The following is a 24986-nucleotide window of genomic DNA, read 5'->3' on the forward strand; positions in this document are numbered from 1 at the left end:
CCCACTCTTGTACCTCTGCCACACAAACATCATCGCCCACCCGCAAGGATTAACACGGGAACGCCAAAAATCGTCCAAAACACGCCGAAGACAATGAAATAAACACGACTGTAGTACTAGGCCGTCTTGTTCTGGCCAGGCTCGTACTCATCTTCTGAGTAGTCGTCTTCGTACTTGTCTGCCGAGTTGAATTCGGGCCATTTCTCGAGGTCTTCCTCGAGCTTCGGGTCGACGGGAGCCCCCGTGCCCGGATGCGTGAGTTCGCGTTCGAGCGCGTTGTAGTTGGTGTCCGGGCTGAAATACTTCAGCTCACGGGCGACCTTGGTGTGCTTTGCTTTTTGACGGCCGCGCCCCATGGCTTGACCCCCTCACGATTCCTGCCCAGACGCGCGATAAGTGCCTGGGGTTTAACCAACAAGGAACTGCAGAAAACTAAAGGCAACTTTAGCATGCACACAGTGCCTGCCCTGCGTGCTGTTAACGGTTACGGCTACGACGACTAACGTTGACGCGTGACATCCCCACCCGCGCAGACCTCAGTGGTGGTCATCGGCGCCGGACAGGCGGGACTCTCCGTCTCCTTCTACCTCAAACGACTCGGTCTGGAGCCTGGCCGGGAGTTCGTGGTGTTCGACAGGGGGCCTGGCACCGGGGGTGCATGGCAGTCCCGGTGGGAGGCCCTGCGAATCGGATCCGCCCACCGGATCAACGACCTTCCCGGCATGGACGAACTCGGCGTGAGCTTCGAGGACGCTGACCGCACTCTCCCCGCGAAAGACGTCGTCGCCGACTACTACGAGCGGTACGAGAAGCACTACGCCCTGCAGGTCAGGCGCCCGGTCGAAGTGAAGAAGGTCTTCAACCGTGGCGCGGAACTGGTCGTCGCCTACGACGACAGCGAGATCATCACGGATGCCGTGGTCAATGCCACCGGAACCTGGGGTTCGCCGTTCATGCCGTGGTATCCCGGCATGAACGACTTCCGCGGCCGTCACCTCCGTACCCCTGACTACATCGCCGCGGAGGAATTCGAGGGGCAGAGCGTGATCGTGGTGGGCGGTGGCACCTCGGCCACCGGTTTCCTGCTCGAACTGGAAGGGAGCGCCTCAGAACTCACCTGGGTCAGCAGGCGCCCAATCGAGTTCCTCGACGAGGGCGAACTCAACCTCGAGGCGGGTGCTTCCGCCGTCGCCAAACAGGACGAGGCCGCACGCGCGGGACGAGCCCTGCCGAGCATTGTCAGCGGCACGGGCCTGCCGCGCACCCGGCGCATCCAGGCCGGCATCGAGCGCGGCGTACTGGTCGCCAGGCCGATGTTCAGTTCCATCGAGGCCGACGGCGTGCGCTGGGACGACGGCACATTCCAGCGAGCGGATGCCATCATCTGGTCTACCGGTTTCCGCCCGGAACTGCGTCATCTGGCCCCGCTCAAGCTCCGTGAGAAGGAGGGCGGCGTCACTGTCGGCGCCGGCTCCTCCTGGAAGGATCCGCGCATATTCTTCGCCGGCTATGGGCCGCAGGCGAGCACTATCGGCGCCAATCGGGCCGGGCGCCAGATCGCGCGCCAGGTCGTCGCCATGCTCTCGAACCTCTAGCGCACGAGGGCCGCGCCGGTTCGGCGCGGCCCAGAACCTCAGCTGCCGCGCACTTCCTCCAGCTGGATCACGGCCCAGGAGAGTGCGGGCAGCGTCACCCTGAGGGTGTTGCCGTCGGCGGTCGCGCCATCGAGGGTGCGCAGGCCGACCTGGTCATGCTGTGCGAGTTTGTTCGAGGCGAAGCGGTCCGCGCCATCCGGTACCTGCAGCACCTCTGCGCGGATGATCCGTGACGCGGAGAAGCCGCGGAGAGAGACCTCGACTTCGGCGGAGTCGTCGAGCCCTCGGTTGGCGATGAAGAACGACGTGCGCCCGGTCTCCTCATCCCAGGTGGCGCTGACATCCACGACATCGATGTCACCGAACTGCTTGCTCTCATACCTGTCGGAGTTCACCGAGGTGCGCAGGATCTGGCCGCGGGCGAGCTCGGCCATCCGAGCGAACGGCCAGAAGATCGACTGGCGCCAGGCCGGTCCGTTCTCCTCGCTGCGGATCGGGGCGATCACATTCACGAGCTGGGCCTGGTTGGCAATCTTCACCCGGTCGCCGTGGCGCAGCAGGGAATTGAGCAGCGTACCGACCACCACGGCATCCGTCACGTTGTACTCATCCTCGATCACCCGCGGGTGCTCGCGCCAGACGCCGGATGCGGTGATGGCTTCCGGCTGGTCGTCGCCCTCGCGTCCGCCGTTGTACCAGACGTTCCACTCGTCGAAGGAGAGGTTGATGTGCTTCTTGTGCCTGCCTTTCGCCCGCACGGCGTCGGCTGTCGAGATCACCGATTCGATGAAGTAGTCCATGTCGACGGCGCTGGCGAGGAAGCTCCCCGCGTCATTGGACTCCTGGTAGTAGGCGTGCAGCGAGACGTAGTCCACCTCGTCGTAGGCGTGGGTGAGCACTGTCTGCTCCCAGGCACCGAAGGTCGGCATGGCGGAACTCGAACTTCCGCACGCGACCAGCTCGATGTTCGGGTCGACGAAGCGCATGGCCTTCGCCGCCTCCTGCGCGAGCCTGCCGTACTCGTCAGCGGTCTTGTGGCCGATCTGCCACGGTCCGTCCATCTCGTTGCCGAGGCACCACAGCTTGATGTCGAAAGGATCGGCGTCGCCGTTCTGCTTGCGCAGGTCGCTGAGGTAGGTTCCCCCGGGGTGGTTGGCGTACTCGACGAGGGAGCGCGCAGCATCCACGCCCCGGGTCCCGAGGTTCACCGCCTCCATCACCTCGACGCCGGCCTGGTGGGACCAGCCGACGAACTCGTGTAGGCCGAAGGCGTTGCTCTCCAGCGTGTGCCATGCCCCATCGAGCCGACGGGGGCGCTCGTCGACCGGCCCGACGCCGTCCTCCCAGTTGTAGCCGGAGACGAAGTTTCCGCCCGGGTAGCGCACCACTGTGGCGCCGAGTTCCTTTGTGAGGTCGAGTACGTCCTGGCGGTAGCCCTCCGGGGTCGCGGTGGGATGCCCCGGTTCGTAGATACCGGTGTAGACGCACCGCCCCATGTGTTCGACGAACGAACCGAAGAGTCGTGTCGGCACCTCCCCGATCGTGAACTCGCGGTCGACGGTGATGTGTGCACGTGGCATGGCGGTGCTGTCCTTCTGTTGAGGGTGATGGGTCGCGAACGGATGTCCGCTCAGGTGGTAACGGCCCTTCCGAAACATCATTACATCGTTAGAATGGCGATGCAAGCATTCCTGACCGAACTCGAATTCGAGGTTCAGAAGCGCTGCGTGCTCGCCCTGACTAGCACAGCGTGTGGAATGGTGGTGCGGGTCGGCTCGCGATGCCGATCTGTCATCCGAGTGGTGAGCAGATCGAACACTTTCCCGACGTAGAGCGACTTGTCGAAGCTCACCGTGGTGAGTGACGGACCGGTGTAGCGTGCCTCCGCGAGGTCGTCGAAACCCGCCACGCCCACGTTCTCCGGCACACGGATGCCGCGCTCCCAGAGCGCCCCGATGGCTCCGAGTGCCATCGAATCGGTGAAGCAAAAGTAGGCGTCGGCCACGTCGCCCGCATCGATCCGCGCACCGACGGCTTCGGCGGCATCCTTGGCACTCCAGCCCCGGCAGGAGATCTCCAGTGAAGGGTCATGCGGGATGCCGGCGGTAGCGAGCGCATTGCGATAGCCCATCATTCGCTGGCTGGCGGTCGACGTGTAAATGCTCCCCGGGGTGCCGACCGCCGCGATCCGTCGGTAGCCACTGTCGATCAGGTGCCTGGTCATGTCTCCGGCAGCGACGATGCTGTCGATCCAGACCTGGTCGGCCACGGTCTGCTCGACCTCGCCGATCAGCACGACGGGAGGTAGAGAGACAGCATTCTGCACGGCGCTGTCGGCGAGGGTCAGAGGATTCAGGATGAGTCCGTCGATGAGGTGTGCGCGGGCTCGCGTGACCAACTCCATCTCACGGGTGGGGTCGGCCGCCGTCTCCTCGATCTGGATCGACCAGCCGCGCTCGTGCGCCACCTCAACGAAGGCGTGGACCATCTCCGCGGAATATGTGGTGCCAAGGTCGGGCAGCGACAGAGCGATCACCCCGGATCGCCCGTTCCTCAGGCCACGAGCGCTGAGATTCGGTACGTAGTCCAGGTCGCGGATCGCCTGCTGCACCCGCTCGAGCGTGTCCGGCCGAACGAAGACCACGCCGTTGATCACGTTCGAGACTGTCTTCGGCGACACGCCGGCACGCGCTGCCACATCCTTGACCGTTGCGCGCACGATGTCCCCTTACCTCAGCCCCCATTATCGAACGAAACCCGGTTGAGCTCGCTCAGCGGTCGTCGGACCGGACCGTTCGACAGGTGATTCGGTCGGGGTTGGCTCGTCAACAGGACGGCTTGCCGCGGCGCGGCGGCTGCGTCCTGGTGAACGGACTCAGGACGGCGGCTAGCCAACCTCAATGGAGGCACCGGATGCTGCGGTGACCTCGCCGTCCGCGTGCACAGTGATCGCGACATCCGCGCCGCCGAGGCGCAGACCGCTGACGGTGACCGGCGTCCGCTAGCGACCTACTTGCCGACGGGCGTCTTCTTCGGCGCAGGCTTCTTCGCGGCCCCGTTCTTGACGGTGACCGGTGCGGCCGGCGGTAACGGCTTGCGCATGATCGGCCGCCGCGGTTCGCCGCGCCGGTCCTGGCCAGGAAGCGGACGATAGGGCCGGCCGTAGAGCGCCTTCGAGGAGTCGAGCAGCCATGGCACCAGCGCGATGGTGACGCCGTGGCAGAGCGCGAGCTTCTGGCGGATGCGGCGGGCCTTGTGGTTGTGCAGCAGGTTCTCCCACCAGTGGCCCACGATGTACAGCGGCGTGTAGACGGTCACGACCTCTGCGCCGTGTTCCGCGCGGTGGGCTTTGATGTACTTGATGAGCGGCATACTGATGTCGCGATACGGCGATGGCACGATACGCAGCGGAACTTTGATGTTCATCCGGTCCCACTGCTTGGAGAGCTCCTCCGACGCCCTGTCGTCGATGTTGATGTGAACGGCTTCGATGCTCTCGTGGCGGGCCGCGATGGCGTAGTCCAGGGCTTTCAGCGTCGGCTTCTGCATCTTGCCGACCAGCACGACGGCGTGGTCTCCGGTGGCACCGAAGGTCGTAGTGGCGTCGACCTCCAGGTCGCGACCCACTTGGTCGTAGTAGCGGTTGACTCGCAGCATCAGGTAGAAGAGAACCGGCATGATCGCGAAGACCAGCCATGCGCCGTGGGTGAACTTGGTGACGGTGACGACCACGAGCACGATCCCGGTGAAGAGCGCACCGGTCGCGTTGATCGCGCGGCTGCGATGGACCTGGCCGCGGTTCGCGCATCCGTTGCGCAGCATCCTGGTCCAGTGCACCACCATGCCGCTCTGGCCGAGGGTGAAGGAGACGAATACCCCGATGATGTAGAGCTGGATGAGCTGGGTCAGGTCGGCGCGATAGACCACCAGCAAAATGATGGCCGCAGCGCTCAGAACGAGCACGCCGTTCGAGTAGACGAGACGGTCGCCGCGGGTCTGCAGGGATTTCGGCGCGTAGGAGTCCCTGGCAAGAACCGATCCCAGAAGCGGGAAGCCGTTGAAGGCGGTATTGGCCGCCAGCAGCAGCACGAGTGCTGTCGCCCCCTGGATCACATAAAACATGAAGTAGCCGCCGCCGGGGAACACCGCGGCCGCGATCTGCGAGATCACACTGGTCTGCGGAGCCGTCGTGCAGTTCTTGAAGCCCTGCAGGTCACAGGCGATCTCTGCGTAGTGCACCCGGCTGATGAGCGCGAGAGCCATGATGCCGATGAAGAGCACGATGGCGATGCTCCCCATGAGCACCAGGGTGCCCTGGGCGTTCTTGATCTTCGGGCGGCGGAAGGCCTGAACGCCGTTGGCGACGGCCTCGACGCCGGTGAGGGCGCTACATCCGCTCGCGAATGCGCGCAGCAGAAGGAGTATGAAGGCGATCTGGGTGAGGCTCGCGGGATCTTTGACGGTGAAGGACGCGGATGCCGCCACCGGCGAATCGCCCATCGCGGTGCGGACGAGCCCGGTGATGATCATGACGCCGACGCTGGCGATGAAGAGGTAGGTGGGCAGGGCGAAGGCCTTGCTCGACTCGGCGACACCGCGGAGGTTCACGGCCGCCAGGATGATCACGAAGCCCACGGCGATCTCCACCCGCCAGGTGTTCAGCACCGGGAAGGCGGAGATGATGTTGTCCACCCCGCTGGCCACCGACACCGTCACCGTGAGGATGTAGTCGACCAGGAGCGCGGATGCCACCACGAGTCCGGCCTTCTCGCCCAGGTTCCGGTGCGCCACCTCGTAATCTCCGCCTCCCGAGGGGTAGGCCTTGATCAACTGTCGGTAGGACGTGACGACCACGATGAGCAGCAGCACGACGGCCGCAGCGACCCATGGGGCGAAGCTGAGAAAGGCCAGCCCGCCGAGGGTGAGAATGAGGAGGAGTTCCTGTGGCGCGTAGGCCACAGAAGACAGGGCGTCGCTCGCAAAAATGGGCAACGCCAAATGCTTCGGGAGGAGTTGGCCTTCGAGCTTCTCGGAGGCCAACGGTTCGCCGATCAGCCACCGTTTAGGTGACCGAACTTCGTTAGTCACGAGGGGCGAGCCTACACCTGCGGCGAGCGCTGTCAACAATCCGTCAACAAACGCTTGAACGCACCCCAGTATTCCCGGTCAGATCCGATCGGGTCGGTAAGGATGCCGTCAGCAGTCAGGCTATTTCGCGCCGTTCTCGCGCAGTGACTTGCGCACCGCGGCGAGCTGGCTGGTGAGCAGCGACACCGTGTTCTCCGGTAGCTTGCCGCCGGCCGCGAGCCCGCGAAGATCCGCGCGCACCTGGTGACGGAACTCGTTGAGCACCATCTCGGCCTCGCGCAACTGCATACCTCCCTGCTGTCGCTGCGGTTCCATCTTCACGGTGCGCCCGGCCTCGTGCGCCTCGGAGCGAGCCTCGCGAGCTGCGGAAGCCAGGTCCGCGCGCAGCGTCTTCATGGCGTCGTTCACGGATGTCCGCACCTCGTCCGCCAGGCGGCGTACAGAGTCCGTGACATCGCTTTCGATGCCGTCGAGCTCACCCTGGCGGTTTTCGAGTTCTGTGCGTCCGGCATCCGTGATCGCATAGACGGTCTTGCGCCCGTCGGTCGACTTGGTGACGAGGCCCTCCTCCTCGAGCTTGGCCAATCGGGGATAGATGGTTCCCGCGCTCGGAACATAGGTGCCGCCGAACCGCTCGCCGAGCGCCTGCATCAGTTCGTAGCCGTGCATGGGCTGGGAGGCCAGGATGCTGAGCAGGTACAGCCGCAGATGGCCATGAGCGAAGACCGGCGGCGTCATGCGCTCACCGCGTGGAGCACGGAGACGTTGCCGCTCACCGTGTTGGCCCTGAATTCCAGCCAGGTCTTGTCGAGGGTCCCGTACTTGCCGATGTACGAACCGCGCACACCCCTGATCTCGGAGTCATCGAGCTGCAAACGCCCGCTCACGGTGTTGATCTTGTACTGTGCCGGGATGCCGGGCTCAAGGCGGGCGGTGACATCGCCGCTCACGGTGTTGACGCGCACCTCGTCCGGTGTTCCGACGATGTCGAGAAAGACGTTGCCTGAGACGCCATCGCTGGTGAACTTCATGATCTCGCCGTTCGCGGTCACCTCTCCGCTCACGGTGTGGGCCGCGATCTTCCCGTAGTGGTCGCGCACGGCGAGCTCGCCGCTGACGGCGTTCAACTCGAGGTCACCGTAGTGGTTGTCGATGACCACGTCGCCGCTCACAGTGCTGATGCGGGCATCCTCGGTCAGTCCGCTGATCAGCGCGGCGGCGCTGACGACTCCGAACTTCAGTTCGACGTCTCGCGGCACCATGATGCTGACGTCGGCGCTCGCACTGCCGCGGAACGACCGGAAGACGTCGATGAAGTTGTCCCAGTTGAGCTGCGGGTGATCGATTTCGAGGGTGTCGCCGTCGATCGAGATCTTGAGCGCCTTGCCCCGCACGGAGTGCACCTCCACGCGAGCGCCCGGCTCGTCATGACCGACGATGTTCACCTGTCCGGCGATCAAGCTCACCTTGAGTTTGCGGATCATTTCGATGTCGATGACCTTCTCGCCGTCGACCAGCCACTTTTCCTGTGCCATGTTCGTACCTTTCACCGGGGATGCCGGGCATCCATTCGAGATATATCGCGTTTGCGTAAACTCAAGATATATCGCGAGTCAGGTTTGCGCAAGTGTCGGGTTCGCTCGCCGGTGCTCCGTGCTCCGTGCCCCCGTGCCCCGTGCCCCCGTGCCCTGTCGTACGGCGCGGGTCACCCACGTTCGCGCTCACCGTCCGCGTGTGCGCGGCGTTTTGTTATCCGCGCGGCGGCTACAACCTGCGCGCGGATAACAAAACCCCGCGCCAACTGGTTCGGGAGTCGGGAGTCGGGAGTCGGGAGTCGGGGTTCGGGAGCTGGGAGTCAGCGATTATCTCGCCGAGCTTGACATTGACGTAGCGTCAACCTTTAGCGTGGCATCACGAGAGGAGCAACGATGGACTGGCCGATTCAGGAGATCGCCCGACTGTCGGGAACGACGTCGCGCACGCGGCGTCACTACGACTGGATCAGCACCAGCTGGCCTGGCAAGCACCCGAATGCCCAGCAGTTCGTCGGTCTCGGCGAGATGTATGTCGCGGATGACCGCTTCGGCGCCAACTACGGCGGCGTCGAAGGAGCGAGCTTTGTGCGAGATGCAATGAAGGCCTACGCCGAGCGCAATCTCCGCTAGTTCTAGTACGAAGCGAACCAGTTCGAGGCTGCAGACCCGTTCTGATCTGCGCGGTCGATCGCCTGGGCGTTGGCCGCCGGATCCACCATCCGGGCTGCGGTGACGGCCGCGATTGCGAGCGCGCCCCAGGCGATTGCAGCCAGGATCATGATGACTCGCCGATCTCCAGGGGAGTGCTGGCGGCATCCGCCGACGTCTCGGCATCGCCTTCGACAACCCTGTTGCGCGGCGGCAGTTCCGGCACGCGGAGGAACGGCATCGTCAGGTTGACCATCGGTCCGACGAGCAGGGCGAATGCCAGCGTGCCGAAACCGACGTTGCCGCCGAGCAGCCAGCCGATGCCGAGCACCACCACTTCGATGGAGGTACGGACGATCCAGATGCGCCATCCCCAGCGACGGTGGATGCCGGTCATCAGTCCGTCGCGCGGGCCCGGTCCGAAACGCGCACCGATGTAGAGGCCGGTGGCGATGGCGAGTAACGCGAGGCCGCCGGCGAAGAGCAGTATCCGCGCCCACAGCTGATCGGGCTGCGGCAGGATCGTCAGGCCGAGCTGCGCGCTTGGGCCGACGAGCAGAACGTTGAGAAGGGTGCCGACTCCCGGTCGCTGCCGGAGGGGGATCCAGAGCAGCAGCACCGCGAGACCGATGATGTTCGTGACCCAGCCGAACTGGATGCCGGTGAGCCTGGCGACTCCCTGGGAGAGCACGTCCCACGGCGAGACGCCGACCTGTGCCTGCACCATCATCGCGATTGCGATGCCGTAGAGGAACAGCCCGACGAGGAGTTGGGCGATGCGGCGGGTCATCACGAGCGGAGCGGTCATAGTCACATCCAATTGCCTAATTGGTCTTATCACAAGATGCCAATTTGGGTATAGTGGCCCGATGGTATCCCTCTCGGCTCGACTATTGGCCTCTTTGCTGCGGGGCTGGCGAGAGTCCACTTCGGCCCCGGCATACACCGCGCTCGCCGATCGAATCCGCCTGCTCATCCTCGACGGTCGCATTCCACTCGGCACCCGCATCCCAGCCGAACGCGACCTCGCCGCCCAACTCGGGGTGAGCCGCACGACGGTGACCGCCGGTTACGGGGAGTTGCGGGAATCCGGATACCTCGACAGCATCCGCGGCTCCGGCAGTGTTGCACGCCTGCCCGCCCGTGCCCCGGTCTCGATCGACAATGTGCACGCCGGATACCTCGACTTCAGCAAGGCGGTGATGCCGGCCATCCCGGCGATCGGTGAGGCAGCACAGCGTGCGGCACTCGAATTGCCTGCCTACCTCGGCGACTCCGGATTCGATCCGATCGGCCTCCCGGCGCTGCGAGCCGCCATCGCGGACCGCTACACGGCTCGTGGCCTACCGACCGAGCCGGAGCAGGTGATGGTGACGATCGGCGCCCAGCACGCCATCGCGCTGCTGGCCAGAACTCTTCTCGCGCGAAGCGACAGCGCACTCGTGGAGTCGCCGAGCTACCCCCACGCCTACGAAGCGCTGCGACTCACCGGTGCACGTTTGGTGCCGGTGAGTGTGACGACGGATGACGGTTGGGACGAGGCAGGACTCGAGCAGGCCATCCAGCGCACCAGCCCGGCGATGGGCTACCTCATGCCGGATTTCCACAATCCAACGGGTCGCTCGATGTCGCCAGATCTCAAACAGCGGATGCTGGCGCTCGCCCGTGCGCAGGGAACCACCATCATCGCCGACGAGACGATGGCCGAGCTCGCGATCGACGAGGGAGAGGCACCGCTTCCCCTCGCGGCCTACGGACCGGCGGTGCTCATCGGATCGGTCGGCAAGACGGTGTGGGGTGGCGTGCGCATCGGGTGGATTCGCGCGGAGCGGCAGCTGATCCAACGGCTCACCAGGGCGCGCAGTGCCGGCGACCTCGGCACTCCGGCTCTCGAACAGCTGCTCGTGAAGAACCTGTTCGACCAGTACGACTCGATCCTCGAGACTCGCAGGATGCAGCTGAGGGAGGGCCGCGACTACCTCACGAAGGCCCTCGCCGGGGCTTTTCCCGACTGGTGTGTTCCCCATGTTGCCGGGGGTCTTACGGCATGGGTCAACATCGGTGCGCCGGTCAGTTCGCAACTCACTCTCGCCGCCCGCAACGAGGGCCTACTGCTCGCAGCCGGTCCGCGCTTCGGTATCGACGGTGCCTTCGAGAGATTCCTGCGGATCCCGTTCGGATACTCGCAGGATGAGACCGATCGCGCGGTCACGGCCCTCTCCGCAGCCTGGGCTTCACTTTCGCGGGGTCCGCTGCTCGACCAGAACTTCCTGGCCGAGGTCGTCTAAACCGTCGATTAATACTCCCGTCAGAGTACGCACGCTCCCAGCCGTCCCTGAGATACTTTTCGACAGGGGCACTACGTGGTGCGCAATTCTCATTGCCGCGCAGCGCGGCCAGTCGCAGTTCCAGGAGCTTTCACGTGCACTTTCTGTCCGTCTTCAGTCTCCGCAACCGGGCCCTCATCGCCCTGGTCACGATCGTCGTCGGAGTCTTCGGTGGTGTGGCACTCAGTTCCCTCAAACAGGAGCTGATCCCCTCCCTCTCGCTGCCTCAGGTGTACATCGTGACCGCCTATCCGGGAGCCTCGCCAGACGTCGTCGACACCGATGTGAGCGGACCGATCGAGGCCGCGATCCAGAGCGTGCCCGGTCTCGACTCGAGCACCGCGACATCCAGTTCCAACGCGTCGACCGTCACGGCATCTTTCACCTACGGCACCGACATCGCCACAGCCGAGCAGAAGGTGCAGCTGGCGATCAACCGCATCTCCTCGCAACTGCCGAAGGATATCCAGCCCAACGTTCTGACCTTTAATTTCACCGACCTGCCTGTCGTGCAGGTCGCCGTGACCAGCGATCTCGACCAGGCTGCACTCTCCGCGAAGCTCGACTCCGCGGCCATCCCCGACATCAAGAAGCTTGACGGAGTGAGCGATGCCAGCCTGCTCGGCACCACCGTGCAGCGCGTGGTCATCACCCCCGACCAGAACAAGCTGCTCGCCGCGGGTCTCAGCACGCAGGCCATCAAGAACGCACTCGAGGCCAACGGCACGCTGCTGCCCTCCGGCCAGATCACCGAAAACGCCAAGACCCTCACGGTGCAGGCCGGAACACGCATCACCTCCACCAACGACCTCGCAGCTCTCCCGTTGCTCGGCGGCTCAGCCCCGACGAAACTCTCCGACATCGCCACCGTCGCGATCCAGGATGACCCGGTCACCGGCATCTCCCGGGTGGACGGCGCGAAGGCGCTCACCATCCAGGTGTCGAAGGCACCGGACGGTAACACCGTCTCGGTCTCCAAGGAGGTTCGCGATCTCCTTCCGGACATCGAGAAGTCGATCGGCAGCAACACCAAGCTGAAGGTCGTCTTCGACCAGGCGCCGTTCATCCAGCAGTCCATCGAATCGCTTGCCACCGAGGGACTCCTCGGGCTCGTCTTCGCGGTGATCGTGATCCTGGTCTTCCTGCTGTCGATTCGTTCGACGCTGGTGACCGCGATCTCCATCCCGGTTTCGGTGCTGATCACCTTCATTGGCATGCAGGCATCCGGTTACACCCTCAACATCATCACCCTCGGTGCGCTCACGATCGCGATCGGGCGGGTGGTCGACGACTCCATCGTCGTCATCGAGAACATCAAGAGACACCTGACTCTCGGCGAGACCAAACTCAAGGCCATCCAGACCGCCGTACGCGAGGTGGCGGGGGCCGTCACGGCCTCGACGGTCACCACCGTCGCGGTCTTCCTGCCGCTCGCACTCGTGGGGGATGTGACGGGCGAGCTGTTCCGTCCATTCGCGCTCACCGTGTCGATCGCGCTCGCCGCGTCGCTCTTCGTGGCGTTGACCATCGTTCCGGTGCTCGCTTACTGGTTCCTTGGCAACAAGAAGACGCATCGTCATACGGAGAGCGCCGTCGCCGAACGGGCGGACGAGCTCGACACTCCGACCCGATTGCAGAAGGCCTACCTGCCGGTGATCCGCTGGACGCTCAAGCGCCCGCTCGCGACCATCATCGTCGCCATGCTGCTTCTCGGCGGCACCGGATTTCTCGCCGCCGGATTGAAGACCAACTTCATCGGAGGCAGTGGCCAGAACACTCTCACGGTGAGCCAGACGCTCGACCCAGGCACCAGTCTCGAGGCGAAGGACGCTGCGGCCAAGAAAGTCGAGGCGAAGCTCAAGGACATCAAAGGCATCACGACCACGCAGCTCTCCATCGGTTCCAGTGGCAGCTCGCTCAGCTCTGCCTTCTCGGGTGGAGGGGGAGCCACCAGCTTCTCGCTGACCACCGATTCGAATGCCGACCAGGAGAAGCTCCAGAGCCAGGTGCGCAAGGTGCTGGCCACCGTCAAGGATGCCGGCGCCATCTCGCTCTCCACTGCGGGCGGCGGAGGCTTCGCGTCCTCCAGCATCGACGTCGACATCACCGCGACCAGCCAGAAAGACCTGAACACGGCGGCGGACGCCATCCTCGCCAGGGTGAAGAAGCTGGATGTCGTGGCGGAGGCCTCGAGCAACCTCTCGGCCTCCCAGCCCTACATCGCCATCAAGGTTGACCGCCAGAAGGCTGCGGATGCAGGCCTCAGCGAGATCGCTGTCGGCGGCATCATCACGCAGGCCATGAACCCCTCGGCCACCGGTTCCGTCGTGATCGACGAGAAGACGCTGTCGATCTACATCGACAACACGAAAGCGCCGACGACCATCGCGGAGCTGAAGGCGTTCACGATTCCGACCGCCACCGGACTCAAGCCGCTCTCCGATCTCGCCACCGTCGAGACTGTCAACGGGCCGTCCAGCATCACCACGATCAAGGGCGAGCGCAGCGCGACGGTCAGCGTCACCCCGAACAGCAACGACACGGGCACGGCGTCGACGCTGGTCCGCACGGCTGTGGACAAGGTGAAACTGCCGGCCGGGGCATCCGCGTCTCTTGGCGGCGTCACCTCGCAGCAGGGTAATGCGTTCGGCCAGCTCGGGCTCGCACTGCTGGTCGCCATCCTGATCGTCTACGTGGTGATGGTCGCGACCTTCAAGAGCCTGCGCCAGCCGCTGCTGCTGCTCGTGTCGGTGCCCTTTGCAGCGACCGGTGCGATCGCGCTGCAGGTAATCTCCGGCATCCCGCTCGGTGTTCCGTCGCTCATCGGTGTGCTCATGCTGATCGGAATCGTGGTGACGAACGCCATCGTGCTCGTCGACCTCGTCAACCAGTATCGAAACCGGGGGATGAAGGTGGGCGAGGCGATCATCCACGGCGCGTCGCGTCGACTCCGCCCGATCCTGATGACCGCTCTCGCGACAATCTTCGCCCTGCTGCCGCTCGGCATCGGTCTGACCGGCCACGGCGGGTTCATCTCGCAGCCGCTCGCGATCGTGGTGATCGGTGGTCTCGTGTCGTCGACGCTGCTCACGCTGATCGTGCTGCCGGTGCTCTACTACCTGGTCGAGGGCGCGAAGGAGCGCCGGGAAGAATATCCGCCGCTTGGCGCTTCGGTGGTCACCCGCGTTCTCGCGATACTGGGCGGTGTGCTGTTAGCTGCCGGTATCGCGCTCGGTGTCGTCGGGACGATGAACGGGGCAGAGCCTCGCTCGACCGAGTTGCTGGGTAGCGCACTGGCCGCGGTGGTCGGTCTTGCTCTCCTGATTGCCGCTCTCGTGATCTGGTTGGTTCGCAGTCGGGGCAACCGTCGGCACCACCCGATCGGCGAAGTGTCGTAGCCCGCGCATGCCGAGGCCCTGTAGGGGAGGGGCTCAAGCGCCACGACCAGGAGAAAGACCAGCAGGATTTCGAGGCGGTTGCTCCGCTGCTGGAAGCGGATGATCGCGCCTGGCTTGCGGAGGCTGTCCGCTTGGCGCATCCGCAGGCCGACTGGGCAGACCGTCTCGTCGCCCTTCGGTAGCTAGGCTGGGAACGTGGCCACCCCCGATTTTGTCCTCGCCCTCCGTGAGAAGATCGGCCACGCACCGCTCTGGCTCTCCGGCGTGACAGCTGTCGTGGTACGAGACGACAAGGTGCTTCTCGTGCGCCGGGCGGACACTGGAGCCTGGACCCCGGTCACCGGCATCATCGACCCTGGCGAGGAGCCCGCGATCGCCGCAGAACGCGAAGTGCTCGAGGAGGCGAACATCGTCGCACGCACGGAATCGCTGGCCTGGGTGAAAACGCTCGCCATGATCCGGTATCCGAACGGTGACGAATCGCAGTATCTCGATCTCGTATTCCGCTGCAGCTATATATCCGGTGAGCCGTTTCCGACAGATGGCGAGAACACCGAAGCCGGCTGGTACCGGCTCGACACCCTGCCCGACATGGCGGATGAGATGCGTGCCCGGATCAGCGTTGCTGTCGAAGGAAACGCAGCAGCGCGCTTCGAGCGCTAGAGCGACTTCTCCATACACACACTGAGTTCGTCACTGAGCATGAGAAGTTCATAAGTCACGTTGTCGCTGACCCTGATCGATGGGTAGGTCTTCACCAGCGGGTAGACCGGTTTATTGGTGGAGGTCACCCGTTCCGACTGCGTGCCCGTGGGAGCGCAGGCTGCGAGCGCCAGGAGAATCGCTCCGAGTGCCAGCACCGTGAGCACGCGCGGGCGCCGCACACGGAATTTTCGCTTCATGATTCCGGCTAATCTAATGCGCTTTTTCGAATGATCAGGTAACGTAGTCCGGTCGGCTCTAGACATCGCGAAATCTTGCGAATGGGTTTGTAAGTCTTTCGGGCCGGTTTCCCTCACCTTCCAACTACTCCTTGGAACCACGTGGGAACAATCACGTATGTGAAACGGTCCTGGCCAAAGATTGCCCGGGTTCCAGCAGAAGTGCTGCTAGTTGGTAGTGCGCTGCCATGCAACTAAACACAACCCGGAAAGACCATCATGGCCACGAATTCATACAACGCGGGCAAGAAGCCCGCCTCAGGCCGACCTGCCAAGAAGTACAACACCGGAGCCTCGCAGCCCGGCAGCCGCAGCGAAGGACACCGCGGTTTTCACGGTGACGCCGCCCCGACGAAGAAGCGCTGGACCCAGGATGACCGTGCGGCGCGCACCGGCGATCGCCCAGCATCGGGCGACCGTCGCCCTAACTGGACGCCGACCAACGACCGCAATGAGCGTCCCGCTCGCACCGAGCGCCCAGCCTATGGTGACCGCCCGCAGCGCACCGAGCGTCCGTCGTACGGTGATCGCCCGTCCTACGGCGATCGCCCCAACCGCACAGAGCGTCCCTCGTACAACGACCGCCCGGCCCGGCCCGCGTACAACGACCGCAACGACCGTCCGGCTCGCACGGACCGTCCTGCCTATGGCGACCGTCCGCAGCGCACCGAGCGCCCGTCCTATGGGGAGCGCACCGAGCGTCCGTCCTACAACGACCGTCCGGCTCGCACCGAGCGCCCCTCCTATGGCGACCGCACGGAGCGCCCTTCCTACGGCGACCGCAACGACCGCGCTGCTCGCACCGAGCGTCCGTCGTACAACGACCGCGCTGCTCGCACCGAGCGTCCGTCGTATAGCGATCGCCCTGCTCGCACCGAGCGTCCCTCCTACAACGACCGCCCGCAGCGTTCGTTCGAGGATCGCGCACCACGCCGTGACAGCGACTTCTACCCGGCGAAGCATCAGGACACGAAGTCGGCATCCTTCGCGGCTCACGAGGACGTCGTTCTCGAGCGTCTCGAAGCCAAGGTGATCACCGCGGATGACGCCGTCGGCACGACCTGGAAAGACCTCGGCATCGGCGACAATATGACTCGCCAGCTCATCGCCATGGGCGCTGAGACGCCGTTCCCGATCCAGGCAGCCACCATCCCGGACGTCCTGTCTGGCAAGGATGTCCTCGGCCGCGGCAAGACCGGATCCGGCAAGACCATCGCTTTCGGTGCGCCGCTCGTCGAGCGTCTCATGGAGAACATGGGTGGAGCAGGCCGCAAGCCGGGCCGCAAGCCCCGCGCGCTCATCCTTGCCCCGACCCGCGAACTCGCCATGCAGATCGACCGCACCGTGCAGCCCATCGCCCGCAGCGTCGGCCTGTTCACCACGACGATCGTCGGCGGCGTGCCGCAGTACAAGCAGGTCTCCACCCTCCAGCGCGGCGTCGACATCGTCATCGCCACCCCTGGCCGCGTCGAAGACCTCATCGAGCAGGGTCGTCTCGACCTCAGCGAGGTCTTCGTGACCGTGCTGGATGAGGCCGACCACATGTGCGACCTCGGCTTCCTCGAGCCCGTGCAGCGCATCCTCGAAGAGACCAAGCAGGGCGGCCAGAAGCTGCTCTTCTCCGCCACCCTCGACAAAGGTGTCGCCACCCTGGTCAAGCAGTTCCTCAAGGACCCTGCGGTTCACGAGGTCGCCGGTGAAGACCAGGCCTCCTCAACGATCGACCACCGCGTTCTCCTCATCGAGCAGCGCGACAAGGGCCGCATCATCGAGGAGCTTGCCGGAGGCCAGGGCAAGACGCTGATCTTCGCCCGCACCCGTGCGTTCGCCGAGCAGCTCGCCGACCAGCTCGAGGATGCCGGCATCCCCGCCACCTCACTGCACGGTGACCTCAACCAGTCCCGCCGTACGCGCAACCTCCAGCTGCTCACCAGCGGCCGGGTCAACGTGCTGGTGGCGACGGATGTTGCGGCACGCGGCATCCACGTCGATGACATCAGCCTCGTGATCCAGGCGGATGCACCCGACGAGTACAAGACCTATCTGCACCGCTCCGGTCGTACCGGACGCGCCGGAAAGGTCGGCACCGTCGTCACGCTCATTTCGCGCTCGCGTCGCCGCCGCATGGACGAACTCCTCGGCCGCGCCGAGATCAAGGCGTCCGTCGTTCCGGTCGTTCCTGGCGACCAGCTGATCGAAGAGCTCGCCGCGCTGTAACCATCGAGTCGCCCCCTGAGCTTGTCGAAGGGAGCCGTCGAAAGGCGCTCGTCCCACTGGGGCGGGCGCCTTTCGCGTTGTCTCTCGCCGCCCAAGGGCCACGAGAGTCGCCAAGTGGCCTCCACGAGCGCCGCGGAGGGGCCATTTGGCGACTCTCGATTCCTAGACCGTCGCGTAGGACGGCGGCAGCAGGTTGCGGGCAGTGAGGCCTGCGAGGATGGAAGGATGCACCTCCGCCCCTTTGACCCCACTGACACCGACGCCGTGATCGCCCTCTGGACCGCCTGCCAACTGGTGCGCCCATGGAACGATCCGCGTGCCGACATCGTCCGCAAGATGACGGAACAGCCGGAGCTGTTCATCGTCGGGGAGATCGACGACAGACTCGTCGCCACCGCGATGGCGGGTTTCGACGGGCACCGCGGCTGGGTGCACTACCTCGCCGTCGATCCCGACAGCCGGCGTTCGGGACTCGGCCGCCAGTTGATGGCGGAGGTCGAGCGACTCCTCCGCGAGGCCGGATGCCCGAAGCTCAACCTCCAGGTGCGCTCCGACAATCTCGCGGTGCTTGGCTTCTACCGGGGTCTCGGCTACGGAGAGGACCAGGTGGTCAGCCTGGGCAAGCGCCTCATCCTCGACGAGAGCTGACGAACGAGAGCTGACGAACGAGAGCTGACGAACGAGAGCTAGTGACGAGAGTTGCCGCCCTGATGCCATTGAGAAGCACCGCTACTCAGTGGCATCCACATCACCTGTTGGACAGATGACTCCGGCAGGAGAAACATGGAAGTCATGGACTACACACATCTGGGCCGTTCAGGCCTCAAAGTTTCCCGATTGTGCCTCGGCACGATGAACTTCGGTCCGCAGACGAGCGAAGCGGACTCGCACTCGATCATGGACTCGGCCCACGAGTACGGCATCAATTTCTTCGATACCGCCAACGGTTACGGCGGCAGCCTCGGCAAAGGCGCCACTGAGCAGATCGTCGGTCGCTGGTTCGCCAAGGGCGACAACCGTCGAGAGCACACGGTGCTCGCCACCAAGCTCTACGGCGACATGACCGACTGGCCGAACGAAGGCAAGCTCTCGGCGCTCAACATCCGCCGTGCGCTGGATGCCAGCCTGAAGCGTTTGCAGACCGACTACATCGATGTCTACCAGTTCCACCACATCGACCGCGATACCCCGTGGGACGAGATCTGGCAGGCCATGGAGACCGCTGTCGCCCAGGGCAAGATCCTCTACAACGGCAGCAGCAACTTCGCCGGCTGGCACATCGCGACCGCCCAGGAGGCCGCACGCAAGCGCAACTACACGGGCCTGGTGAGCGAGCAGTCGATCTACAATCTGCTGAAGCGCGAGGTAGAGCTCGAGGTCATCCCGGCCGCGCAGGCGAACGGTCTCGGCATCATCCCGTGGTCGCCGCTCAACGGTGGGCTGCTCGGCGGCGTAGTGCGCAAGGAGCGCGACGGCGTGCGTCGGCTGGAGGGCCGCTCGGCCGAGGCCGTGGAGGAGAACCGCGCTGCGCTCGAAGAATACGAAGCATTCGCGGATGAACTGGGCCACGAGCCAGGCGACCTCGCCCTGGCCTGGCTGCTTCATCAGCCCGCGGTCACGGCGCCGATCATCGGCCCGCGCACGCAGGAGCAGCTCGACGGCGGCGTGCGTGCGCTCGCGATCACGTTAGACGCCGACGCACTCACGCGCCTCGATGCCATCTTCCCCGGCCACAAGCCGGCTCCCGAGGATTACGCCTGGTGAAGACGAGACGAATCGCCGATCTCGACGTCAGCGCAATCGGCCTCGGCGGCATGCCGATGTCGATCGAGGGACGCCCGGATGAGGCCCGCTCGATCGCCACGGTCCACGCGGCACTCGACGAGGGCGTGACCTTATTCGACACCGCCGACGCTTATCACCGCGACGCCACCGAGGTCGGCCACAACGAGTCGCTGTTTGCGAAGGCGATCGCGTCCTGGGGTGGCGACACAACGAACGTGCTGGTGGCCACCAAGGGCGGTCATCTGCGCCCGGGGGACGGCAGTTGGACGATCGACGGGCGACCCGAGTACCTCACCCAGGCTGCTGAGGCTTCGCTCAGGCGACTCGGCGGTGACGCCATCGGGCTGTACCAGTTTCACCGGCCAGACCCGAACGTCGCCTACGAGGATTCGATCGGTGCGATCCGCGACCTGCTGGATGCCGGCACCATCCGCCTGGCCGGAATCTCGAACGCGAACCCTGAGCAGATCCGCCTCGCGCAGGAGATCCTGGGCGGCCGTCTCGCCTCGGTGCAGAACCAGTTCTCGCCGAACTTCCGCAGCAGCGAGCCGGAGCTGGCACTTGCCGACGAACTGGGCATCGCCTTCCTGCCGTGGAGCCCGCTCGGCGGCATCTCGTCCGCAGCCGCGCTCGGTGAACGTTTCGCGCCGTTCCAGGCGGTGGCCGACGCCCGCGGACTCACGCCGCAGGTGATCGCCCTCGCCTGGCACCTGTCGAAGTCGCCGCACGTCATACCGATCCCCGGTGCGACACGGCCGGAGAGTATTCGCAACTCGGTGCAGGCGGCCGACGTCAGCCTCTCGGCGGAGGAGCTCGCGACACTCGGTTGACGCAACATACGGAACGGCGCTCACCTCTTGAGGTGGGCGCCGTCGTCGCGTCTGGGTCAGGCGTTCTTTTGTGCCAGCTGGTCGAGGAACGCCGCCGCCGCGGGGCTCGGCTCCTCGGCCGCGGCGACCACAACTGTCCACTCCGGCATGTCGTCGGGCAGGGCGATGGCGCGCAGCACGCCAGGTCGCTTGGCCGCGAAGGACTGCGGCACGATAGCCACACCCAGGTTGTAGCCGACGAGATCGAGCAGCGGATGCACGTCGTTGACCTCCATCGCGGCACGGTAGTCGAAACCGGCGGCGGCGAAGGCGCGCCGGGCGAGCACGTGGGCTCCCCAGCCCGGCTGGAAACCGATCAGTGTTTCAGCGTGAACCGATTGCAGGTCGATCTCGTCGCGTCTGGCGAAGCGATGATCGGGGTGACACAGCACGACGAGTTTCTGCGTGGTGAGCGGACGGAGCCGCACGCCGGCCGGAGTGCTGCCGGTGACGACGACGAGCGCGACATCCACCCGTCCGGTGGCGACGCTTTCGAGGATCTCAACGGAGCCCTCATACCGCAATCTCACCTCGACGCCCTCGTTCGCCGCCCTGAAGCGACCGAGTTCGGCCGGCAGATCGACGGAACCGACACAGGGCTCTGCGCCGACGGTCAGCCTGCCGCGCACGAGTCCCCGGACCGCGGCCACGGCGTTCTGCGCGGCGGCGGCGCTCGCTAGCGTGCGCATCGAGTCGGCCAGCAGGGCCTGGCCGGCGGCGGTCAGCTCGACCCGGCGGGTGCTGCGGGTGAAGAGCGAGGTGCCGAGCTCCAGCTCGAGCGCGCGGATCGAGGCGGAGAGCCCCGACTGGGAGATCTGCAGCAGTTCTGCCGCCCTGGTGAAGTGTCGCTCGTCGGCGACCGTGACGAAGTGCTCGAGCTGGCGCAATTCCATTCAACGATCCTATCGATGGATGCCGCGGCGTTCAGAAGTGCGCCGACTTGACCGTGCCAGAGAAAAACCGATGGTGCTGAACCGACCGACGTTATCAGGCCAGCGCGAGCAGCACCGCCGCAGCCAACGCGAGCACCAGTCCCACGATCTGCACCGGTGCGATCCGCTCCTTGAGCACGACGGCAGCGAGGATGATCGTTCCCGCGGGATAGAGGGCCGTCAACACCGACTGAATGGTGAGTTCGCCGAGACGAAGACCGAGCAGCAGGATGACGTTGGCCGAGGCATCCACGATTCCGCCGATGATCGCCAGCACGATTCCCGGCCGCCAGCCCCCGGCCGCCGGCCTTTTCGACCTGCGCAGCAGCCACACGACGCCGACCGCGCCGAACATGATGATCGCGTTGACGGCGCGATTCATGATCAATGGGATGACGCCGGAGTCGTCGGGGGTGAGGTCGATGAGGATCAGGAAGACGCCGATGAGCGCACCGGCAGCGATCGCCATGAGGAGCGATTTCGGCGAGGGACGGACGGCACCCTTCTCCGGGACGAAGCCCACCAGCACGACGGCGACGAGTGCGACCCCGATGGCGATGTAGGCGACGACGCCGAGTCGCTCCCCGCGGAGCACGCCCGCCAGCATGGGCACGACGGCCGAAACCAGAGCGGTCAGCGGCGACAGGATGCTCATCGGTCCAATGGCGAGACAGGCGTAGAGCAGTGAGATGGCGACGGCGCCCGTCGCACCCGAGATGGCACCCAGCAGCACGGCCTGCGACGACCACTGCCCGCCGATGACGGGGAACATCGCCAGGAGTAAGACGAGGCCGGCCAGTCCTCCGATGGCCGTCACCCGGATCGGGCTGATGCGCCTCGAGGCGACGCCGCCGATGAAGTCCGCCCCGCCGTAGACGAATGCGCCGGCCAGACCGACGAGAACAGCGAGCATGGCGGGCCAATCTGACGGGAGAGTTCCACGCTAGTGGTTAACGCTCGGTGACCAGTTCGTGCGAACCCTTGGCCTCGGGCGCTCCCGCGGGTTAGTGTGCCAATGACCCCCGACCGGGGGGTGCGCCCGCCTGTCTGCCCAATGAAGGAGACCCCGGAGTCATGGCACCATTCTCATCCCGTCCCGGCCGCATTTCGATTGCCGCGGTCGCCGCAGCAATCGCTCTCGGAGTTTCCGGTCTCGCCGCCCCGGCCGCGCTAGCCGCCGATGCGGCGGTGAACATCGACATCCTCAGTTTTAACGACTTCCACGGTCGCCTCGAGGCGGCGACCCCCGCCGCGGGAGCAGCAGTGCTGGGTGGCATGGTCGATTCCTACCGGGCGGCCAACCCCAACACGCTCGTCGTCTCCGGCGGCGACTCGGTCGGTGCCTCGACCTTCACCTCCTTCATCCAGAACGACCAGCCGACCATCGACGCGCTCAACCAGATCGGCGTCGACGCGAGCGCCGTCGGCAACCACGAGCTCGACAAGGGCCAGGCCGACCTCACGGATCGCATCATCCCGGCCACCAACTACCCGCTGCTGAGCGCGAACATCTACGACAAGACCATCGGCCAGCCAGCCTTCGACCAGTACGCGCTCAAGCAGGTGGGCGGCGTCACCGTTGGTTTCATCGGAGCGACGACGGATGAGACCCCCTCCCTCGTGAGCCCGGCCGGTGTCGCGAACCTCGAGTTCCGCGACATCACCACCGAGGTCAACAAGGTCGCCGACCAGCTCAGCGACGGCAACCAGGCCAACGGCGAAGCGGATGTTATCGTGCTGACCGTGCACGAAGGCGCGGCCGACGCGACTCTCGCCGCCGCAACCGGCGATTCTGCTTTCGGCAAAATCGTGAACGGACTCGATGCCAACGTGGACGCCATCGTCTCCGGTCACACGCACCAGGCGTACAACCATGAGATCGCCATTCCGGGCACCGATCGCACCCGTCCCGTTCTGCAGGCCGGCAAGTACGGCGAGAACTACGGCCACATCGCACTCTCGGTCGACCCGACCTCGCACGCGCTGCTCAGCATCAGTTCAGAGGTCAAGCCGCTCTTCGGTGCTTTCGCGCCGGATCCGGCGGTGGCCCAGATCGTCGCCGCCGCTGTTGCCGCGGCGAAGGACAAGGGCTCCGCTCCTGTCGGCACCATCACGGCAGACTTCAACCGCGCCAGCCAGGCCGACGGGATCACCGAGAATCGCGGTGGAGAGTCGACCCTCGGCAACTTCGTCGCCGACGTGCAGCAGTGGGCAGCGAAAGACGGCGGCGCCCAGATCGCCCTGATGAATCCGGGCGGACTGCGCACCGACCTGAAGTACGCCGCCAGCGCGACCACGCCCAATGACATCGACGGTCGCGTGACCTACCAGGAGGCGGCGAGCGTGCAGCCCTTCGCCAATACCCTGGTGACGGAGACGCTCACCGGCGCCCAGCTGAAGCAGTTGCTGGAGGAGCAGTGGCAGCCGGCAGCGGCCACCAGGCCATTCCTCAAGCTCGGCGTCTCGGAGGCTCTGAAGTACAGCTACGACCCGAGCGCAGCCGTCGGCAGCCATATCACCGCGGTCTACGTCGACGGCACTTTGGTGCAGCCGACGGACAACTACAAGGTGGTGGTGAACTCCTTCCTCGCATCGGGTGGTGACAACTTCTTCACCCTCGCCAAGGGCACGAACGCCGGCGACACCGGCAAGATCGACCTGCAGAGCATGGTCGACTACTTCGTCGCGAACCCGACGGCCTCGCCCAACTACAAGCAGCGCGCGGTCGGCGTGAAGGTCTCGGCGCCGGATGCTGACGGCTACAGCGCCGGCGACACCGTCACACTCGACCTCTCCTCGCTGCTGTTCAGCAACGGCGAACCCAACACGCGAACCGCAGTGGTGAGCGCGGGGGGAACCGAGCTCGGCTCCGCGGTGATCGACCCCGCGATCGTCAACCTGACGGATGAGGTTGGCCGGGCATCCGTGTCCGTCACCGTTCCGGATGGCACGCCGGCCGGAACCCTCAAGCTGAACGTCTCTGTTCCTTCGACCGGCACCTCGATCGATGTGCCGATCGAGGTCACGGTGCCGGCCAAGCCGATCACCACCGTGACGCAGCCCACGATCACCGGTAAGGCTCGGGTCGGTGGCACGCTGAGCACCGACGGCGGAAAGTGGAGCGTCGACAACCCGTCGCTCTCCTACCAGTGGAGCCGCAACGGCACAGCGATCGAAGGGGCCACCTCGGCGAAGTACGCACTCGTCCCGGCGGATGCCGGAGCATCGGTGACCGTTACTGTGACGGCGAAGGCCGATGGCTTCACCGACGGCACGGCCACCTCGGCGGCGGTCATGGTGAGCAAGCTGTCGTCGTCGATCTTCGCATCGCCCGACCGCATCCTCGTAAGTCACAGGGCACCGGTGACCTACACGGTCAGGGTCGACGGCAACGGCGTGCCGCCGACCGGAGACGTGGTCATCTACGACGGCCGCAAGGTGCTGGCGACGGCCACGCTGACCGCGACCGACAACGGACGAATCACAGTCACGGTGCCGCCGCTCAGCCGCGGACTGCACTTTCCGATCGCCACCTTCGGTGGCAACGGCCAGCTGAAGAACTCGGTCTCCTGGCCGAGCGTGCTGCTCGTCTACTGACCCCACCCTGTGCGCTGTCGTTTCGGCGGTTCGCTGCTTCCGAGAAGGCAGCAG

General features: G+C 65.3%; 21 protein-coding genes. 10 read left to right on the forward strand and 11 right to left on the reverse strand.

Features of this window, described 5'->3' with window-relative positions; genetic code table 11:
• Nucleotides 1-116 precede the first annotated feature (116 nt).
• Entirely contained in the window at nucleotides 117-356 is a 240-nt protein-coding gene (locus ABIB56_RS01395) for a DUF3073 domain-containing protein (RefSeq protein WP_354567005.1), read from the reverse strand.
• A 156-nt stretch (nucleotides 357-512) separates the two neighbouring features.
• On the opposite strand from ABIB56_RS01395, the gene ABIB56_RS01400 reads away from it, so the two are divergent.
• Nucleotides 513-1595, forward strand: a complete 1083-nt coding sequence (locus ABIB56_RS01400) for an NAD(P)-binding domain-containing protein (protein ID WP_354567007.1) — start codon at nucleotides 513-515, stop codon at nucleotides 1593-1595.
• Between the two features lie 38 nt (nucleotides 1596-1633).
• Here ABIB56_RS01400 and arfA read toward each other — a convergent pair whose 3' ends face one another.
• The 5 genes from arfA to ABIB56_RS01425 form a co-directional block, all read right to left on the reverse strand.
• Complete coding sequence (gene arfA, locus ABIB56_RS01405) at nucleotides 1634-3175, reverse strand: arabinosylfuranosidase ArfA (RefSeq protein WP_354567008.1); 1542 nt, start codon at nucleotides 3173-3175, stop codon at nucleotides 1634-1636.
• Between the two features lie 134 nt (nucleotides 3176-3309).
• On the reverse strand, nucleotides 3310-4314 hold the full coding sequence (locus tag ABIB56_RS01410) for a LacI family DNA-binding transcriptional regulator (RefSeq protein ID WP_354567009.1): 1005 nt from the start codon (nucleotides 4312-4314) through the stop codon (nucleotides 3310-3312).
• A gap of 290 nt (nucleotides 4315-4604) precedes the next feature.
• A complete protein-coding gene (locus tag ABIB56_RS01415) occupies nucleotides 4605-6683 on the reverse strand; it encodes an APC family permease (protein WP_354567010.1) in 2079 nt (692 codons plus the stop codon).
• A gap of 120 nt (nucleotides 6684-6803) precedes the next feature.
• Nucleotides 6804-7421 (reverse strand): PadR family transcriptional regulator, encoded by a 618-nt coding sequence (locus ABIB56_RS01420; RefSeq protein ID WP_354567012.1) that lies wholly within the window; start codon nucleotides 7419-7421, stop codon nucleotides 6804-6806.
• Nucleotides 7418-8218 carry a DUF4097 family beta strand repeat-containing protein gene (locus tag ABIB56_RS01425; RefSeq protein ID WP_354567013.1) on the reverse strand — a complete coding sequence of 267 codons (801 nt, stop codon included), beginning with the start codon at nucleotides 8216-8218 and terminating at the stop codon, nucleotides 7418-7420. The genes ABIB56_RS01420 and ABIB56_RS01425 overlap by 4 nt, the downstream gene beginning before the upstream one ends.
• Nucleotides 8219-8611: 393 nt before the next feature.
• Here ABIB56_RS01425 and ABIB56_RS01430 point away from each other — a divergent pair, with 393 nt between their 5' ends.
• Nucleotides 8612-8848 (forward strand): MerR family transcriptional regulator, encoded by a 237-nt coding sequence (locus tag ABIB56_RS01430; protein ID WP_354567015.1) that lies wholly within the window; start codon nucleotides 8612-8614, stop codon nucleotides 8846-8848.
• 2 nt (nucleotides 8849-8850) lie between these two features.
• Here the strand turns inward: ABIB56_RS01430 and ABIB56_RS01435 are convergent, their stop codons facing one another.
• Together ABIB56_RS01435 and yczE are read right to left on the reverse strand one after the other, a co-directional pair.
• On the reverse strand, nucleotides 8851-8997 hold the full coding sequence (locus ABIB56_RS01435) for a hypothetical protein (protein ID WP_354567017.1): 147 nt from the start codon (nucleotides 8995-8997) through the stop codon (nucleotides 8851-8853).
• Nucleotides 8994-9656, reverse strand: a complete 663-nt coding sequence (gene yczE / locus ABIB56_RS01440) for a membrane protein YczE (protein WP_502917533.1) — start codon at nucleotides 9654-9656, stop codon at nucleotides 8994-8996. Before yczE ends, ABIB56_RS01435 begins: the two co-directional genes overlap by 4 nt.
• 79 nt (nucleotides 9657-9735) lie before the next feature.
• On the opposite strand from yczE, the gene yczR reads away from it, so the two are divergent.
• From yczR to ABIB56_RS01455, 3 genes are all read left to right on the forward strand, one after another.
• On the forward strand, nucleotides 9736-11154 hold the full coding sequence (gene yczR, locus ABIB56_RS01445; protein WP_354567020.1) for a MocR-like transcription factor YczR: 1419 nt from the start codon (nucleotides 9736-9738) through the stop codon (nucleotides 11152-11154).
• A 134-nt stretch (nucleotides 11155-11288) separates the two neighbouring features.
• Nucleotides 11289-14591: an efflux RND transporter permease subunit gene (locus ABIB56_RS01450; RefSeq protein WP_354567021.1), complete on the forward strand. Its 3303-nt coding sequence runs from the start codon at nucleotides 11289-11291 to the stop codon at nucleotides 14589-14591.
• 195 nt (nucleotides 14592-14786) lie between these two features.
• Nucleotides 14787-15254, forward strand: coding sequence for an NUDIX hydrolase (locus ABIB56_RS01455; RefSeq protein WP_354567022.1), 468 nt, complete (start codon nucleotides 14787-14789; stop codon nucleotides 15252-15254).
• On the opposite strand, the gene ABIB56_RS01460 is transcribed toward ABIB56_RS01455, so the two are convergent.
• The gene (locus tag ABIB56_RS01460; RefSeq protein ID WP_354567023.1) at nucleotides 15251-15493 is read right to left on the reverse strand and encodes a hypothetical protein; all 243 of its coding nucleotides are present in this window, start codon (nucleotides 15491-15493) and stop codon (nucleotides 15251-15253) included. The genes ABIB56_RS01455 and ABIB56_RS01460 overlap by 4 nt on opposite strands.
• 258 nt (nucleotides 15494-15751) lie before the next feature.
• On the opposite strand from ABIB56_RS01460, the gene ABIB56_RS01465 reads away from it, so the two are divergent.
• The 4 genes from ABIB56_RS01465 (at nucleotide 15752) to ABIB56_RS01480 (ending at nucleotide 20364) form a co-directional block, all read left to right on the forward strand.
• On the forward strand, nucleotides 15752-17749 hold the full coding sequence (locus ABIB56_RS01465; RefSeq protein ID WP_354567024.1) for a DEAD/DEAH box helicase: 1998 nt from the start codon (nucleotides 15752-15754) through the stop codon (nucleotides 17747-17749).
• Between the two features lie 225 nt (nucleotides 17750-17974).
• Nucleotides 17975-18397, forward strand: a complete 423-nt coding sequence (locus tag ABIB56_RS01470) for a GNAT family acetyltransferase (protein ID WP_354567025.1) — start codon at nucleotides 17975-17977, stop codon at nucleotides 18395-18397.
• A gap of 144 nt (nucleotides 18398-18541) precedes the next feature.
• A complete protein-coding gene (locus tag ABIB56_RS01475) occupies nucleotides 18542-19513 on the forward strand; it encodes an aldo/keto reductase (RefSeq protein ID WP_354567026.1) in 972 nt (323 codons plus the stop codon).
• A complete protein-coding gene (locus ABIB56_RS01480) occupies nucleotides 19510-20364 on the forward strand; it encodes an aldo/keto reductase (RefSeq protein WP_354567028.1) in 855 nt (284 codons plus the stop codon). The genes ABIB56_RS01475 and ABIB56_RS01480 overlap by 4 nt, the downstream gene beginning before the upstream one ends.
• A gap of 56 nt (nucleotides 20365-20420) precedes the next feature.
• On the opposite strand, the gene ABIB56_RS01485 is transcribed toward ABIB56_RS01480, so the two are convergent.
• Both ABIB56_RS01485 and ABIB56_RS01490 read right to left on the reverse strand, forming a co-directional pair.
• On the reverse strand, nucleotides 20421-21296 hold the full coding sequence (locus tag ABIB56_RS01485) for a LysR family transcriptional regulator (RefSeq protein ID WP_354567030.1): 876 nt from the start codon (nucleotides 21294-21296) through the stop codon (nucleotides 20421-20423).
• A 94-nt stretch (nucleotides 21297-21390) separates the two neighbouring features.
• Nucleotides 21391-22248, reverse strand: coding sequence for an EamA family transporter (locus ABIB56_RS01490; protein WP_354567031.1), 858 nt, complete (start codon nucleotides 22246-22248; stop codon nucleotides 21391-21393).
• 161 nt (nucleotides 22249-22409) lie between these two features.
• Between ABIB56_RS01490 and ABIB56_RS01495 the strand changes: the two genes are divergently transcribed.
• Nucleotides 22410-24932, forward strand: a complete 2523-nt coding sequence (locus ABIB56_RS01495; RefSeq protein WP_354567033.1) for a 5'-nucleotidase C-terminal domain-containing protein — start codon at nucleotides 22410-22412, stop codon at nucleotides 24930-24932.
• Nucleotides 24933-24986: the final 54 nt, after the last annotated feature.

The organism is Glaciihabitans sp. UYNi722 (assembly GCF_040549465.1).
GTDB lineage: Bacteria > Actinomycetota > Actinomycetes > Actinomycetales > Microbacteriaceae > Lacisediminihabitans.

What these genes read in the sequence shown, in the direction of transcription:
- ABIB56_RS01425 (WP_354567013.1), bottom strand. Translation starts at nt 8,218, where the DNA reads ATGGCACAGGAAAAGTGGCTGGTCGACGGCGAGAAGGTCATCGACATC.
- yczE (WP_502917533.1), bottom strand. Translation starts at nt 9,656, where the DNA reads ATGACCCGCCGCATCGCCCAACTCCTCGTCGGGCTGTTCCTCTACGGC.
- ABIB56_RS01465 (WP_354567024.1), top strand. Translation starts at nt 15,752, where the DNA reads ATGGCCACGAATTCATACAACGCGGGCAAGAAGCCCGCCTCAGGCCGA.
- ABIB56_RS01460 (WP_354567023.1), bottom strand. Translation starts at nt 15,493, where the DNA reads ATGAAGCGAAAATTCCGTGTGCGGCGCCCGCGCGTGCTCACGGTGCTG.
- ABIB56_RS01430 (WP_354567015.1), top strand. Translation starts at nt 8,612, where the DNA reads ATGGACTGGCCGATTCAGGAGATCGCCCGACTGTCGGGAACGACGTCG.
- ABIB56_RS01475 (WP_354567026.1), top strand. Translation starts at nt 18,542, where the DNA reads ATGGACTACACACATCTGGGCCGTTCAGGCCTCAAAGTTTCCCGATTG.
- ABIB56_RS01470 (WP_354567025.1), top strand. Translation starts at nt 17,975, where the DNA reads ATGCACCTCCGCCCCTTTGACCCCACTGACACCGACGCCGTGATCGCC.
- ABIB56_RS01490 (WP_354567031.1), bottom strand. Translation starts at nt 22,248, where the DNA reads ATGCTCGCTGTTCTCGTCGGTCTGGCCGGCGCATTCGTCTACGGCGGG.
- ABIB56_RS01395 (WP_354567005.1), bottom strand. Translation starts at nt 356, where the DNA reads ATGGGGCGCGGCCGTCAAAAAGCAAAGCACACCAAGGTCGCCCGTGAG.
- arfA (WP_354567008.1), bottom strand. Translation starts at nt 3,175, where the DNA reads ATGCCACGTGCACACATCACCGTCGACCGCGAGTTCACGATCGGGGAG.
- ABIB56_RS01485 (WP_354567030.1), bottom strand. Translation starts at nt 21,296, where the DNA reads ATGGAATTGCGCCAGCTCGAGCACTTCGTCACGGTCGCCGACGAGCGA.
- ABIB56_RS01420 (WP_354567012.1), bottom strand. Translation starts at nt 7,421, where the DNA reads ATGACGCCGCCGGTCTTCGCTCATGGCCATCTGCGGCTGTACCTGCTC.
- ABIB56_RS01435 (WP_354567017.1), bottom strand. Translation starts at nt 8,997, where the DNA reads ATGATCCTGGCTGCAATCGCCTGGGGCGCGCTCGCAATCGCGGCCGTC.
- ABIB56_RS01495 (WP_354567033.1), top strand. Translation starts at nt 22,410, where the DNA reads ATGGCACCATTCTCATCCCGTCCCGGCCGCATTTCGATTGCCGCGGTC.
- yczR (WP_354567020.1), top strand. Translation starts at nt 9,736, where the DNA reads ATGGTATCCCTCTCGGCTCGACTATTGGCCTCTTTGCTGCGGGGCTGG.